The 15,705-nt window shown below is 49.7% G+C and carries 13 protein-coding genes; 3 read left to right on the top strand and 10 right to left on the bottom strand.

What is annotated here, in order from left to right; translation table 11 throughout:
- Positions 1-43: 43 nt before the first annotated feature.
- Positions 44-529 (bottom strand): Cys-tRNA(Pro) deacylase, encoded by a 486-nt coding sequence (gene ybaK / locus EL309_RS09745; protein ID WP_004285012.1) that lies wholly within the window; start codon positions 527-529, stop codon positions 44-46.
- A gap of 177 nt (positions 530-706) precedes the next feature.
- Here ybaK and EL309_RS09740 point away from each other — a divergent pair, with 177 nt between their 5' ends.
- Complete coding sequence (locus EL309_RS09740; protein WP_004285370.1) at positions 707-1,063, top strand: RidA family protein; 357 nt, start codon at positions 707-709, stop codon at positions 1,061-1,063.
- 65 nt (positions 1,064-1,128) lie between these two features.
- Here EL309_RS09740 and EL309_RS09735 read toward each other — a convergent pair whose 3' ends face one another.
- The 6 genes from EL309_RS09735 to EL309_RS09710 all read right to left on the bottom strand — a co-directional run bounded on the left by EL309_RS09735 (position 1,129) and on the right by EL309_RS09710 (position 7,914).
- Positions 1,129-1,899, bottom strand: coding sequence for a DeoR/GlpR family DNA-binding transcription regulator (locus tag EL309_RS09735; RefSeq protein WP_004285014.1), 771 nt, complete (start codon positions 1,897-1,899; stop codon positions 1,129-1,131).
- Positions 1,900-1,977: 78 nt separating this feature from the next.
- Positions 1,978-2,883 carry a lysine exporter LysO family protein gene (locus EL309_RS09730; protein WP_004285015.1) on the bottom strand — a complete coding sequence of 302 codons (906 nt, stop codon included), beginning with the start codon at positions 2,881-2,883 and terminating at the stop codon, positions 1,978-1,980.
- A 586-nt stretch (positions 2,884-3,469) separates the two neighbouring features.
- Positions 3,470-4,246 (bottom strand): ferredoxin--NADP reductase, encoded by a 777-nt coding sequence (locus EL309_RS09725; protein ID WP_004284861.1) that lies wholly within the window; start codon positions 4,244-4,246, stop codon positions 3,470-3,472.
- A 71-nt stretch (positions 4,247-4,317) separates the two neighbouring features.
- On the bottom strand, positions 4,318-6,066 hold the full coding sequence (gene msbA / locus EL309_RS09720) for a lipid A export permease/ATP-binding protein MsbA (RefSeq protein ID WP_004284860.1): 1,749 nt from the start codon (positions 6,064-6,066) through the stop codon (positions 4,318-4,320).
- A gap of 172 nt (positions 6,067-6,238) precedes the next feature.
- Entirely contained in the window at positions 6,239-7,651 is a 1,413-nt protein-coding gene (gene thrC / locus EL309_RS09715; RefSeq protein ID WP_004284859.1) for a threonine synthase, read from the bottom strand.
- Between the two features lie 71 nt (positions 7,652-7,722).
- Positions 7,723-7,914, bottom strand: a complete 192-nt coding sequence (locus tag EL309_RS09710; protein WP_004284858.1) for a hypothetical protein — start codon at positions 7,912-7,914, stop codon at positions 7,723-7,725.
- Between the two features lie 89 nt (positions 7,915-8,003).
- Here EL309_RS09710 and EL309_RS09705 point away from each other — a divergent pair, with 89 nt between their 5' ends.
- Positions 8,004-9,317, top strand: a complete 1,314-nt coding sequence (locus EL309_RS09705; RefSeq protein ID WP_004285477.1) for a replication-associated recombination protein A — start codon at positions 8,004-8,006, stop codon at positions 9,315-9,317.
- Positions 9,318-9,436: 119 nt separating this feature from the next.
- Here the strand turns inward: EL309_RS09705 and EL309_RS09700 are convergent, their stop codons facing one another.
- From EL309_RS09700 to ccoG, 3 genes are all read right to left on the bottom strand, one after another.
- Complete coding sequence (locus tag EL309_RS09700; protein WP_004284856.1) at positions 9,437-11,716, bottom strand: NADP-dependent malic enzyme; 2,280 nt, start codon at positions 11,714-11,716, stop codon at positions 9,437-9,439.
- A gap of 396 nt (positions 11,717-12,112) precedes the next feature.
- Positions 12,113-12,613, bottom strand: a complete 501-nt coding sequence (locus EL309_RS09695; protein WP_231987956.1) for a FixH family protein — start codon at positions 12,611-12,613, stop codon at positions 12,113-12,115.
- Positions 12,614-12,668: 55 nt separating this feature from the next.
- Positions 12,669-14,099, bottom strand: coding sequence for a cytochrome c oxidase accessory protein CcoG (ccoG, locus tag EL309_RS09690; RefSeq protein ID WP_004284853.1), 1,431 nt, complete (start codon positions 14,097-14,099; stop codon positions 12,669-12,671).
- Between the two features lie 248 nt (positions 14,100-14,347).
- On the opposite strand from ccoG, the gene EL309_RS09685 reads away from it, so the two are divergent.
- Positions 14,348-15,652, top strand: a complete 1,305-nt coding sequence (locus EL309_RS09685) for an aminotransferase class I/II-fold pyridoxal phosphate-dependent enzyme (protein ID WP_004284852.1) — start codon at positions 14,348-14,350, stop codon at positions 15,650-15,652.
- Positions 15,653-15,705: the final 53 nt, after the last annotated feature.

Below are 15,705 nucleotides of genomic sequence, written 5' to 3'. Positions count from 1 at the left end.
ATCAGGCAAAAGGCCGTCTGAATATTCCGCTACCGGTAGAAGCCTAGGCATCGGTTGCCACATTCACGCTTTGCGGATTCAACGCCTTCAAAGCCTCGGGCGACACCGCCACCAAAAAGCCGCGCTTACCGCCGTTGATATAAATCGTATCCAAATCCCAAACCGTATGTTCCACATAAACCGGAAGCACGGTTTTCGTGCCAAACGGACTGGTACCGCCCACCAAAAAACCCGTCCACTTGTTTGCCTGTTTCGGATCGGCAGGCTCGATATGTTTCATACCCAATTCGCGCGCCAAATTACGGGTCGAAATCTGCTTGTCGCCGTGCATCAACACAATCATGCCTTTTTTCTGTTCGTTTTGCAGAACAATTGTTTTGACCACATGATGCTCGTCCACACCCAAACACAAAGCCGATTGAGCCGTTCCGCCGTGTTCGACATACTCATAAAGCTTGGGTTCGAAATCGATGCCGTGCGCCCTTAAAAAACGTATGGCGGTCGTAACCGGATAATCTGATTTACTCATAAGGCCGTCTGAAAAAAGAAAAAGAAAAATCTGCCCGGCCGCTTTTTAAAATCTACCTCAGCAAGACAAAATACCGGAACACATAAGCCGAAACAGCAAAGCAGCGCTGTTTCGGCGGCAGCTATGTTACCATAAATACCTTATCAACCACGACAAACCCAAACGAAGGATATAGAAATGAGCGTTCAATATTTCGGACAAGCACACCGTCTTTCAGAAGCCACCGTTGCCAACGGATTCGTTTTCCTATCAGGCATGGTTCCCGAAAATACCGATGTCGACGTAGCCGAACAAACCCGCGATGTACTGGCCCAAATCGACAAATGGCTGGCCGAGTGCGGCTCGGATAAAAAACATATCTTGGAAGCCACCATTTTTCTGCCCGACTTAAACAACTATCAAGCCATGAACGAAGCATGGGACGCTTGGGTCGCACCCGGCCACGCCCCCGCCCGTGCCTGCGTCGAAGCCAAACTGGCCAATCCCGACTGGGGCGTCGAAATCAAAGTTTCAGCCGTACAGATAAAAAAATAAATGCCGGCACAAAAAAAGCCGTCTGAAAATTTCAGACGGCCTTTTTCTATATATCAATCCGAGCCTTATTCTTCGGCAACATACCAAGGCACACCGGCTTCCTGCAAACGCTTACACACCGCATCACTCGGAACACGGTCGGTAAACACCGCATTAAATTCCGTCATATCTCCCATACGCACCAAAGCATTACGGCCGAATTTAGTATGATCCACCGCCAAATAACGCAAACGCGCATTGGCCATCATCGCCTGCATCACACTGACTTCTTTATAATCGAAATCCAACAACGAACCGTCCTGCTCGATACCCGACGCACTCAAAACCGCATAATCGACTTTAAACTGATTAATAAAATCCACCGTTGCCACACCCGTTACCCCGCCGTCGATAGGACGGACCACACCCGACGTAATCAATACATTGTAATCGCTGCGGCCGGAAACAATAGAGGCAACATGAATGTTATTGGTGATAATACAAAGGTTTTTACGCTTTTTAATCAAAGCCATAGCAACCGCTTCAATAGTCGTACCGATACTTAAAAACAATGAAGCATTATCAGGAATATGCGACGCAACCAAATCGGCAATATGCGCTTTTTCAGTTTGCAGTTTGACTTTATGGCTTTGAAAATCATCGTTTTCCAAACCCTCGCCCAATGTAGCGCCGCCATGATAACGGCGCAGGATATTTTCCTCGCACAACTGGTTGATGTCGCGACGGATCGTCTGCGGCGTAACATCCAATTCCCGGGCAAGCTGTTCGATCGGCATAAAGTTATGCTCGCGAACCAAGGCAATGATTTTTTCGTGTCTTTGTATGCGTGGCGGCATAATTGAATTCTTTTATTTATATCATAATTTTATGATATTCTGCCAAAATTATCCGATACCTGCAAGGCAGTATCAAGCTTAAAAGCGCAGCGAAGAAAAAACAACCATTAAAAACGGCGCAATAACATTAACAATAAAGCCGAAACTGATGGCCAACGGCACGACCTGCAAACCGCCCGCACTTTGAATCACCGGCAACGTAAAATCCATACTTGTCGCCCCGCCCACACCGACCGCCGCACTCGGATAACGTCTCATCAAAATCGGAATAAAAACCAAAGCAAAAAACTCGCGCGACAAATCGTTTAACAAAGCCACACTGCCCCACACCGGCCCGTAAGCCTCCGTCATCACGATGCCCGACAGCGAATACCAACCGAAGCCCGATGCCAAAGCCAAACCTTTTATCCAAGAAACACCGGGCATCAAAGCGGAAAACAGCAACCCGCCCGCCAATGAAGACAAAATAATGCCGATACTGGTTTGCACACCGCGTTTATTGACCAACACCTGCCGCAAACGGACACCGCTGCTGCTCAACTGCACACCGACCAACAACACCATCAACATCAGGCAATACGTACCCAAATTTTCAGGCGGCAATAAAAACTCAGGCAAAACCACACCTAATGCAAAACCCGAAACCACACAGCCCATCTGTTTGATGCTGCCCGCAACACTGACTCTGGATTTTTTCCCGCCCCCCGAAGTCTGCCATGGATAACGCCGGTCGAACCACATCAATACCGACAGATTCATGCCGATCACACACACAAACAACAAAACCGCCGCACCGGCTATCGTTTGGATCTGCCCGCCCAAATTCTCAACACGCGACAGAGAGACGCCGATTAAAGCCAAAATCATGTACACCAACACCGTCAGCAACCTATCCACAGCCGGCAGATAAGCTTTGGGCAAGCGGATAAAGAATCCCAAAAACAGCGGCGTCAACACCATCGCCAAAGTCATCAAACTATTCATATTCTTTTATTTTTCAGACGGCCTTCAACCTATTGCAACGACAACATCATGTTTTCCCACAAAGTTTTACCGCATGAACATTCATTTTGAAACCGGGTATTATACCCGAATTTATTTTACACCCGATTTCAAAACATACCGATTGTCTACAAAACAGGCGGGCGGGAAAATTTTAAGGCCGTCTGAAAATTTGAGGCCGTCTGAAAATTTGAGGCCGTCTGAAAATTTGAGGCCGTCTGAAAATTTGAGGCCGTCTGAAAATTTGAGGCCGTCTGAAAATTTGAGGCCGTCTGAAAATTTGAGGCCGTCTGAAAATTTGAGGCCGTCTGAAAATTTGAGGCCGTCTGAAAATTTGAGGCCGTCTGAAAATTTGAGGCCGTCTGAAAATTTGAGGCCGTCTGAAAATTTGAGGCCGTCTGAAAATTTGAGGCCGTCTGAAAATTTGAGGCCGTCTGAAAATTTGAGGCCGTCTGAAAATTTGAGGCCGTCTGAAAATTTGAGGCCGTCTGAAAATTTGAGGCCGTCTGAAAATTTGAGGCCGTCTGAAAATTTTCAGACGGCCTCGCTGCCAAAAAGGCAGATCGGTTTATTGCTCTACAAATGCACGTTCGATCAGATAATCGCCGCGCTGTCCCATCTTCGGAGAGACTTTCAAACCGAAGCTGTCCAATACTGCTGCAGTGTCTTTCAACATGGAAGGACTGCCGCACAACATGGCGCGGTCGTCTTGCGGATTCATGGGTGGCAAGCCGATGTCTTCAAACAGTTTGCCGCTGGTCATCAAATCGGTCAAACGGCCTTGATGAACATATTCCTCACGGGAAACGATCGGATAATAAATCAATTTTTCTTTGACCATTTCACCCAGATACTCATGCTCGGGCAGCTCTTTGGTGAAGCGGTCGTAATAGGCCAAGTCCTGCTTGTAGCGCACGCCGTGCACCAGAATGATTTTTTCAAACTGCTCGTACACTTCGGGATCTTTGGTAATGCTCAGGAAAGGAGCGATGCCTGTTCCCGTGCTCAACAGATACAGGTGTTTGCCCGGGTTTAAATCGCCGCAAATCAATGTTCCGGTCGGTTTTTTGCTGATCAGCACTTCATCGCCGACTTTCAAATGCTGCAGACGGCTGGTCAACGGGCCGTTTTGGACTTTGATACTGAAAAATTCCAAATGCTCTTCCCAGTTTGCACTGGCCACGCTGTACGCGCGCATCAGCGGTTTGCCGTCAACCATCAGGCCGACCATCACAAATTGGCCGTTTTCAAAGCGCAGGCTCTCGTCGCGTGTGCAGGTAAAAGTAAAATAAGCATCTGTCCAGTGATGAACGGATAATACTTTCTGGGTATTAAATGCTGCCATTGTTTAAGTTCCTATTCAAATATCAGGCCTGTCAAGGCCGTCTGAAAAATCTTTTGCCGAGAGCCGTTGCTTCAACCGTCAAATTGCAGGCTGTGCAGGTCGGCATAGCGTCCGCCGCGTGCCAAAAGTTCTTGATGCGTGCCCTGCTCGACAACTTTGCCTTCGTGCATCACCACAATACTGTCGGCTTTTTCGATAGTAGACAAACGGTGGGCGATCACAATCGTGGTACGGTTCTGCATCAGCGTTTCCAATGCCGTCTGAACCAAGCGCTCCGATTCGTTGTCCAGTGCGCTGGTGGCTTCGTCTAAAATCAAAATCGGTGCGTTTTTCAGCAATGCGCGGGCAATCGCCAAGCGTTGGCGCTGACCGCCCGACAGTTTCAAGCCGTTTTCGCCGATCTCGGTTTGCAGCCCTTGAGGCATATTTTTGATAAATTCCCAAGCGTTGGCGGCTTTGGCCGCATCGATAATATCGGCTTCGCTGACTTTGTTTAAAGAACCGTATGCAATATTTCCGGCCACAGAGCCGTTAAACAGCACGACATCTTGACTGACCAATGCCATTTGGGCACGCAGACTTTCCAACGTGTATTCCCGGATATCGACGCCGCTTATCTTTACTACGCCCTCGGTAGGATTGAAAAAGCGCGGCAGCATATTGGCCAACGTGGTTTTACCGCAACCCGACGCGCCCACTAAAGCAATCACTTTGCCTTGCGGTACGGTCAGATTGATCCCGTTCAAGCTGTTGCGTTCCGCTTCGGGATAACGGTGTACGACATCGACAAATTCAATATCGCCGGGCTTATTGCCCAATCGTTGCAAGCCGCCGTCCACTTCCTCCGGCTCGTCTAAAAATCCGAATACGCTTTCCGCAGCCGCCAACCCGCGCTGCAAAGACTGCATCACGCCGGTCATCCGCTTGATGGGATCGAACATCATAATCATGCTGGATAAAAACGACATGAAATCGCCGGCACTGAAATCGGTATTGCTGGCTTGATTGGCGGCCATATAAACAATCACGGCCAAAGCGATCGAAGCCATCAGCTGGGTGAAGCCCGTTCCGAACGAGCTGGCAGAAGCCTGTTTGACGATATTGCGGCGCACTTGTGTGGCCACATTGTCGAAGCGGTTGCATTCGTATTTTTGACCGCCATACACTTTAACGACCCGCGCGCCATCTATGCTCTCGCCCAGCACCTGCATCATCTGCCCCAAATAAAGCTGGTTGCTTTGCGACAGTTTGCGCAAACGCTTGCTGACCAGGCGCACGCTTAAGGCAACCATAGGCAGGACGGCAAAGGTAATCAGAGTCAGCTTCCAATCCAAATACAGCAACAGGCAAAACAGGCCGATTACGCTCACTCCGTCTTTGGCCAACACTGTAATTACGTTGAAACCGGCTTCGGTGATTTGGTTCACATCGCTCAAAATCCGCGACATGACCCTGCCGCTGGCGTTATTGCTGAAATATGCGCTCGGCAGCCGCATCAGCTTGCCGAACATTTCACCGCGCAGACGTTGAACCAAATGGCTGGAAAGATAAGTTGTGCAGTATTCGTTGATAAAATTGAACACGCCGCGAATCAGAAACAGGCCGACCACCGCCATCGGCAGCCAAACCATTTTTTCCATATTTTTATCCACAAAGCCTTCATTAATCAAAGGCTTGAGCAGATAACCGAATGCCGGCATCGTTATGGCTACGACCAACATGGAAAATAATGCAAGCAGGAAAATCTTCCAGTAATCTTTCAGATAGCCCAACAAACGCCGGTAAAGCTGCCAACTGGATTGTTCTTTAGGTGTAGGCATAGATACTCTTAAACATTAGAGTAAACACGTTATTTTAAACAAAAATACTTTGCACAACAATGTTTACGGTTTGCCGGCTGCCCGCCTGCTTCAGGCACGCAGACCAACCGGCAGATTTTCAGACGGCCTCTTGATTCCATCGAAGGCCGTCTGAAAATTTAGGTTGCTAGGATTATTTTTCCAACGTTTCGCGGATGATTTCTTTAACCACTTCCGCATTATTCGGCACAACCTGAACGCGCTGCGGCAACGATTCCAAACCCTCCAAACCTGCCGGACGGGGAATATCGACTTTGCCGACCGCTTCATAAACCGTGTCTTCAAACTTGGCCGCCAATGCCGTTTCCAGGCAAACAATCAATTCGCCTGCCTCTCTGACTTCACGCGCCACTTTGATGCCGTCTGCGGTATGCGGATCAACCAATTGGCCGTCTGTCTGATAAACTTCGGCAATCACACGCAGGCGGTCTTGATGCAGGCTCTTACCTGAAACGAAGCCGTATTGGTTGCGCACTTTCGACAAAAGCCAATTCAAATCAAAACCTTTACCCGTACCGACTTCCGCCCACAAAGCCTGAATCTGGCTTGCATCGCGGTCGGTCAAATCGAAAATGAAGCGTTCAAAATTCGAGGCTTTGGAAATGTCCATCGACGGGCTGGAGGTAACATGCGTATGCTCGGCCGTACGCGGACGGTATTCGCCGGTTTTGAAAAACTCGTCCAATACATCGTTTTCATTGGTGGCGACAATCAAACGGTGGATAGGCAAGCCCATCTGGCGGGCGATGTGGCCGGCACACACGTTGCCGAAGTTACCGCTCGGTACGCAGAAGCTGACTTTTTGCTCGTTGCTTTGCGTTGTATTGAAATAACCGGCAAAGTAATACACTACTTGCGCGACAATGCGGCCCCAATTGATCGAGTTTACCGTACCGATATGGTATTTTTCTTTGAACGCCGCATCGTTTTGCACGGCCTTAACGATATCTTGGCAGTCGTCAAACATACCGTGAACGGCGATATTATGGATGTTTTCGTCTTGCAGGCTGTACATCTGTGCACGCTGAAACGCACTCATTTTACCTTCGGGCGACAACATAAACACATGCACGCCTTTTTTGCCGCGTAAAGCATACTCGGCCGCCGAACCGGTGTCGCCGCTGGTAGCGCCGAGAATATTCAACTGCTTACCCTCTTTTGCCAACACATATTCAAACGCGTTGCCGAGAAACTGCATAGCCATATCTTTAAATGCCAAAGTCGGGCCGTTGGACAATGCTTGGATTTTAATGCCGTCCGAAAGCGTGCGCACGGGCGTGATTTCCGCCGTACCGAATGCGGCTTCGGTGTAGGTGCGGTTGAGAATATCGCGCAAATCTTCAGACGGAATGTCGGTTACAAACAGACTCATGATTTCAAAAGCCAGCTCCGGATAGCTCAAACCGCGCCATTGCTGCAAGGTTTCCGGGCTGATTTGCGGATAACTTTCAGGCAGCATCAAACCGCCGTCGGGTGCCAGACCCATCAGTAATACTTCGCTAAACGGTTTATGGGCGGTTTGCCCGCGGGTACTAATGTATTTCATGATTTGTTTTCTTCTTTGCGTTGAAGCCGAACCGGTCTGAATAATTTTCAGACGGCCTCCCGAATATCTGATCAAGCCGTCTGAATCCTGTCGGCACTATAAAGTTTTTCAAAACAAGCCGATACTGCACTGACTGCCGAAACGGCAGGATGAGGCAACCGGCACAATGCCGCATATTGTACCGCAAGCCGCTTATTCAAGCTAATGATTACGTTGCCGTCCGTGCGTTTCGGTTCGGCATCAATCTGTTGGGGAAACCGCATAATCCTTGCCATCCATATCGAATGATATTCATGCAATTTGATTGGCTATATAATCGGAGGCCGTCTGAATTTTTTAGGAAGCCGCCATGATGACCGACTTATTTTGCCGCCAACCCGATGCCCCTTTGGCAGAGCGTCTGCGGCCGCAGGATTTGGATGAAATTATCGGTCAGCAGCATTTGGTCGGCACAGGCAAACCGCTCAGAATTGCCATCGAAAGCGGCAAGCCCCATTCCATGCTGCTTTGGGGGCCTCCGGGTGTCGGCAAAACCACGCTGGCACGGATTCTCGCCCAAAGTTTCAATGCACAATTCTTGCCCGTATCAGCGGTTTTTTCAGGCGTAAAAGATATTCGGGAAGCGGTAGAAAAAGCGCAAGTCGCTTTGCAAAACGGCCAGGCCACCATTTTATTTGTCGATGAAGTCCACCGTTTCAACAAAGCCCAACAAGACGCATTTCTGCCTTATGTGGAAAGCGGTTTGCTCACCTTTATCGGTGCGACAACGGAAAATCCTTCTTTCGAAGTCAATCCCGCCTTACTCAGTCGCGCACAAGTCTATGTCTTGCAACCGCTCAACCAAGAAGATATGCGCCTCTTGATTGCAAAGGTACTCCGCCTGCCCGAATACAGAGAATTTGTCGTTAACGAAGAAGCGCAAACTCTGCTGATTCACGCGGCAGACGGCGATGCGCGCAGAATGCTCAATCTTTTAGAACAGCTGCTGCGTGCCGCACAAACACGCGGCTTAAAAGAATTGACCGCCGAATTTCTCGCCGACAGCTTAGGCACGCAAATCCGCCGGTTCGACAAAGGCGGAGAAAGCTTCTACAACCAAATTTCCGCATTGCACAAATCCGTTCGCGGCTCCCGCCCAAACGCAGCCTTATATTGGTTTTGCCGCATGCTCGACGGCGGTGCGGATCCCCGCTATCTTTCCCGACGCATTGTCAGAATGGCATGGGAAGACATCGGCCTGGCCGACCCGCGCGCCTTGCAAATTGCCAATGACGCCGCCACGACTTATGAGCGGCTCGGCTCACCCGAAGGCGAACTGGCCTTGGCTCAAGCCGTGCTGTATTTGGCGGCAGCGGCAAAATCCAATGCCGGCTATAAAGCCTACAACCAGATGCGGGCTTTCGTAAAAGAAAACGGCGCACACGAAGTACCGGTTCACCTTCGCAATGCTCCGACCAAATTGATGGAAAACCTAGGCTACGGCAAAGCTTACCGCTACGCCCACGACGAGCCGCATGCTTACGCGGCAGGCGAAAGCTATATGCCCGACGGTGTAGACGAACCGGATTTCTACCAACCCGTACCGCGCGGTTTGGAAATCAAAATCGGTGAAAAACTGGCTTGGCTGAAAACTTTGGACGAAGAAGCCAATCAATCCGAAACTTAATATGCATATGTCGGATTTTTAACAGCCAACCCAACGGATAAATACAATACCTGTTCAAAAAGGCCGTCTGAAAATTCAGACGGCCTTTAGCTTATTTAATCAAATTATTTCATCAAACCTTATTGACGCTGCGCATCTACCGCCGTCAACGCGATCATATTCACGATACGGCGCACGGTAGAAATCGGAGTAACGATGTGTACCGGTTTGTTCATGCCCATCAGAATCGGGCCGACGGTAATACCGTTGGTCGCATTCACGCGCAGCAGGTTGTAGCTGATGTTGGCGGCTTCTACATTCGGCATCACCAACAGGTTGGCCGAGCCGGTGAGTGTGGTTTCGGGATAAATGCTTTTGCGCATCTCTTCATCCATCGCCACGTCGGCCTGCATTTCGCCGTCGATTTCCAAATCCGGGTCGATTTCACGGATCATCTCCAGCGCTTGTTGCATTTTGATGGCATCTTTATCGCTACGCGAACCGTAATTGGAGTTGGACACCAACGCCACTTTCGGTTTGATACCGAAGCGTTTCATTTCTTTGGCGCACATCAACGTACCTTTGGCCAATTGGTCGGCATCCGGGTCTTCATTGATGTAGGTATCGGCGATGAAGAAGTTGCCTTTGTTGGAAATCAGCGCGTTCATGGCAAAAGCGTGGTTTTCCGGGTTGTTGTAGCCGATGACTTCTTCAAAGATGTTGAAGTGGTCGTAAAAACGGCCCATCGTGCCGCACAGCATACCGTCTGCATGGCCGAGACGTACCATCAAGGCGCCGATCAATGTGCTGTTGGCGCGCAGGCGGCGGCGTGCCATTTCTTCGGTTACGCCCTTGCGTTTGCGCAGTTGGTAATACTCTTTCCAGCTTTCTTCGAAATGGGGATTGCAGTTGATGTCGATCAGTTCGAAGTCTTTGCCGGGCTGAATGGTCAAACCTTGCGACTGCAAGCGCTCTTCGATGGTTTTTTTGTCGCCCACCAAAATCGGGAACGCCAGTTTTTGCGACACCACTTGCTGCGCGGCGTGCAATACGCGCTCGTCTTCGCCTTCCGTTAACACGATTCGCTTAATTTGTTTGCGCGCTTGGTTGAAAATCGGGCGCATAAACAGGCTGGTTTTGTAAACAAACTGGTTCAGTTTTTCTACATAAGCGTCCATATCGTGAATAGGACGGGCTGCCACGCCGGAATCCATCGCCGCTTGGGCAACGGCCGGAGCGATTTTGGCGATCAGGCGCGGGTCGAACGGCTTGGGAATCAGATATTCCGGGCCGAAGGTTAAATCGGCATCTTCATAGGCACCGGCCACCTCTGCGCTGGATTCGGCCATCGCCAAATCGGCAATGGCGCGCACGCAGGCGAGTTTCATTTCTTCGTTGATGGTGGTTGCGCCTACGTCCAATGCGCCGCGGAAGATAAACGGGAAGCACAATACGTTGTTGACTTGGTTGGGGAAGTCCGAACGGCCCGTGCCGATAATCACGTCGGGGCGCGCTTCTTTGGCTTCAGGCGGCCAAATTTCGGGCGTAGGGTTGGCCAGTGCAAACACGATGGGGCTGGCGTTCATGGTTTTGAGCATATCCGTGCTCAACACATTGGGGCCGGACAAGCCCAAGAAAATATCTTTGCCGTTTACCGCGTCGGCCAATACGCGCTGGCCGTTGTCTTGAACGGCGTAGCGCACTTTGCTCTCGTCCATGCGTTCGCGGTCTTCGCGGGTGGTGTAAATCACGCCTTTGGAATCGCATACGGTGATGTTTTCGCGCTTCATGCCCAAGGCTACCAGCAAATCCAAGCAGGCAATGGCAGCCGCGCCAGCGCCGGAACACACCAGCGATACGTTTTCAATCGCTTTGCCGGTAACGCGCAAGGCATTCAAAACGGCAGCGGCGGTAATAATGGCCGTGCCGTGTTGGTCGTCGTGGAATACGGGAATATTGCAGCGCTCGCGCAATTTTTGCTCGATATAGAAGCACTCGGGCGCTTTGATGTCTTCAAGGTTGATACCGCCGAATGTAGGCTCTAAAGAGGCGATGATTTCAACCAGTTTGTCGGGGTCGGTTTCGTTGACTTCGATGTCGAATACGTCGATACCGGCGAATTTTTTAAACAAAACGCCCTTACCTTCCATCACGGGTTTGCCGGCCAAAGCGCCGATGTTACCCAAACCCAATACGGCGGTACCGTTGGAAATCACGGCAACCAGATTGCCGCGGGCGGTGTATTTGTAAGAAGCCAGCGGATCGTTATAAATCTCCATACACGGAGCGGCCACACCCGGCGAATAAGCCAGCGAAAGGTCGTATTGCGTCGCCAAAGGCTTGGTGGGGGCTACTTGGATTTTGCCCGGATTGGGATATTCGTGAAAATGGAGGGCGGCTTCTTTGATTAAATCGTCCATGCTGATTTCCTGATCATAGTTATCGGTTTGAGGCCGTCTGAAAACTGTAGAAATAAGACGGCATTTAAAGTAATAATCTTAACACAGCCTTAAAATGGCGGATATACCCAAACTTCAAAACAATATGGCACAAACGCTTAAAAAACAACGTAAATTCAAAGCATGCAAGCGCTATTCCGCCATGCTTCGATTTTTCAGACGGCCTCACCGGAAACCGCTTATGGTTCCGATAAATATGTCAGATTGAATAATTCAATGCTGATGATATTTTCACAGGTATAAAGAGTTATTTCGGCCTTCTTATACTTGACCTATACCTTATCTTTCCCCAAATGAAACCTATGTTTTGCAGCCATATACGAAAAACGCTTTGCAGATCATGCAAAGCGTTTTTCCTTACTTGGAGCTTTCAGGCTGTTTCAGCAGCTTTTCCATCGGTTTCAAATTGACGGCATTTCCCTGACTGACAATCCATTTGTCTTCAACGCGCCATTTTCCTCCGGTATCTTCAACTCGGACATACCAGTGATTGGCATGCGGCAACGGCTTGAATACTGCGGAATATTCGATTTTATCGCCGCTGGCAACATAATTCTGCTCCGCCTTCAAAACAACGGTTTGGTCTTCCGATTTTTTCGAAGGGTGCAAAAGTACCAAATTCAACGGTTCTTTTTTATCGAAGTCACCGCTCACAAATACTTTGGCGGCACTGTTGTTCGGGCTGATCAGAATCTGGGCATGAATATTTCGCTTCAGCGCTTCTTCGTCCCGATGCAGCAAAATATCGATATGTTTGCCGTCTTTGTAATAATCGTCGGAAACCAAATCCGCTGCATTTTTCTGAGCCAGATAATAAGTATAGAAACCCGCAAAAACCACGATAATCGGGCCTGCCATCAACAGCCACGGCCAAGGTTCCTTATACCAGACTTTGGATTGCTGTTCTGCCAAGTTACTCTCCAATAAATGAAGCTTTTTCGGTAATCACATCAGGTTTTGCATCCGCATCTACCGTGCTTCTGTATGTAAATTCAAATTCAATCGGATGGCTGCCTTTGTCGGCATATTCGGGAATGGTGGATACCTGAACAGGAATCGTAATGGTTTCCCCTCCCGGCACACGGACACCTTCTTCAGGCAAGCCGGTCAACGCGATCTCATCGAAACCGCTGACTTTTGCCGTCAACACCTGTTCGTCTTCACTGGCATTAACGATACGCAGATTATACGCATTTTCCAACCAGCCTTTATTATTTTCGCGCACCATAACACCGCGGTCTTTAATAATATCGACTTCCAAAGTTGCACGCGTGGCAATACCGATGAGCCAAGCAATCACCACCAACATCAATACAGAGCCATAACCCAACACCCGCGGACGCAGCAGACGGCGTTTGATGGCTTTTTCAGGATATTCATGTTCCAGCGCCGCTTCGGTCGTATAACGGATCAAACCGCGCGGATAATTCATCTTATCCATAATTTCATCGCAGGCATCGATACAGGCCGCGCAACCGATACATTCATATTGCAAACCGTCGCGGATATCGATACCGACCGGGCACACCTGCACACACATGGTACAGTTGATACAGTCGCCCAACTGGGTTTCTTCCTTATTTGCATTTTTCTTACGTGCGCCGCGCGGTTCGCCACGCTCCACATCATAAGAAATAATCAACGTATCACGGTCAAACATGGCGCTCTGGAAACGCGCATACGGACACATATATTTACACACCTGCTCGCGCATCATATGCCCCATAAACCAAGTCATGAAACCGTAAAACGCTGCAGTGAATAAAATACCGCCGCCCACCGTCATAGTGAAAATAGCGGGAACCAACTCGCGAATGGGCGTAAACCAACCGGCAAAAGTAATACCTGTCCAAGCACTTACCGCGAAAATCAACAGATATTTGACCGCTTTGATACGGATTTTACGGAAATTCCACGGTTCCTTATCCAGCTTCAACCGCTTGTTGCGGTCGCCCTCTACCAAATGGTCGATCCACAGCATAATCTCGGTATACACCGTTTGCGGACACGCATAACCGCACCACAAACGCCCGGCAATGGTTGTCCACCAAAACAGACCGAACGCACAAATCATCAGCAGACCGGCCAAATAAATCAAGTCGCCCATACCCAGCGACAAGCCGAAAATATAAAAATGCCGTTCCGGAATATCAAACAAAACCGCTTGGCGGCCCGACCAGTTGAACCACGGCAATACATAAAACACAAACTGCGTCGCAATAACCGCCCACACCCTCAAATTGGTAAAACGGCCTTTCGCCAGTTTAGGATGAATACGTTTACTGCCTTGATATAGCTGGATAACCTGCTCTTTAGGCTGCCGTCCCTGTGATTCTTTCGACATGGTAGCGTTCCTTTATCCTTACTTATATAAATTTATTGTTGTCATCGCACGGATTATATCGCAAATAAACTTATCACCGATACCAAAACACCAAGCAGATACGCTACGGTTCGGCAGCCGTCTAAGTCCATTTACCATCAAGATTTTCAGACGGCCTCTGCTCTGTTTGGTGAGGCCGTCTGAAAAATACTTGCCAAATATTCAAAACCACTATAAATTACTTTGTATTAATACAAAATGGATTTTGTATGAGTGAATTAAAACCCAAAGGCACCACCGCTGTCAATATTGCCCACTCTATTGAAGAACTTATCCGTAACGGAAGCTGGCCTGAGGGCCACCGCCTGCCGACCGTCCGCTTGCTGGCCGCAGAATTAAACGTCAACCCCAACACCGTTTCCGCCGCCTACAAACAACTCAGACATGCCGGCATTATCGAAACCGACGGACGCCGCGGCAGCTTCGTCCCCCACACAACCGAAATCCTGCACACGGAAACCGCCACGCCGCCGAATCTGATCGACTTGGCTTCAGGCAACATAGACCCCAACCTGCTTCCCCGCCTAGACCAACACACTTTCGCGCACTATCAACTTGCCAACGATGTCGGCAATCACGGCGATCACCCCGAATTAATCCGTTTTATCGAAAACTGGTTACAAAACAACACCGGCATACAAACCGAAACCATGCTGCTCTCCAGCAGCCTTGAAATCATCGAACGCGCACTTACCCAACGCTGCATGCCCGGAGCCAAAATATTGGTAGAATCCCCGTGCTGGCTGCCTTTACCCGCTTTACTCGCCCACCTGCGGCTCGAAGCCGTACCGATGGAAATGGACGAAGAAGGCGCCGTTATCCCCGCCCACCTATCCCCAGACCACATTTCCGCCGTCATCCTGACCGCCCGCGCCCACAGCCCGACCGGTATCTGTTACAGCAAAAACCGCTGGCAGCAATGGCAACAATGGCTCAGTCGCCACAATCCGCTCCTGATTATCGACGACCACTGGGCAGCCCTCAGCCGCAAACCTTTCCACGGCATGGAAGGCTTTACCAACGAATGGATTTACAGCACTTCCACCAGCAAATTTCTCGGCACCGATGCCCGCATCGCTATTGCCGCCAGCAACGGCCCTACCCTGCGTGCCATGAAAAAACGCTTCTCACTCGGCCCGCGCTGGATAAGCAAACTCCTCCAACACATCACCCTGCACCTTTGGCAACAACTGGATTCAGACGGCCTCGCAAACATTGCCGAAAGTTATCAAAGCCGTCGGGACAGCCTGATTAGCCATCTCAAACAACACGGCATCCATGTTCCCGGCAGCACAGGCGAAGGTCAGCACATCTGGCTGCCCGTACCCAACGAATCCCAAATCATCCAGTTTCTCGCCGCCAAAGGCTGGGCCGTACAAAGCGGCGCTTCATTCAACTTCGGCAAAAAACCCGCCGTACGCATCACCATCGGCAACCTGACCCTGGCAGACTGCAAAACACTGGCCGACGATATTGCAGAAACGCTGGCCGTAAACGGCAAAGCGATTTACTGATTTTTGCTTATTTAATTAACAGTAAAAGGCCGTCTGAAAATTTTCAGACGGCC

It is taken from the genome of Neisseria weaveri (genome assembly GCF_900638685.1).
GTDB lineage: Bacteria > Pseudomonadota > Gammaproteobacteria > Burkholderiales > Neisseriaceae > Neisseria > Neisseria weaveri.
The sequence above is the reverse complement of the archived record's forward strand: the minus strand, read 5'-3'. Positions and strand labels throughout refer to the sequence as shown.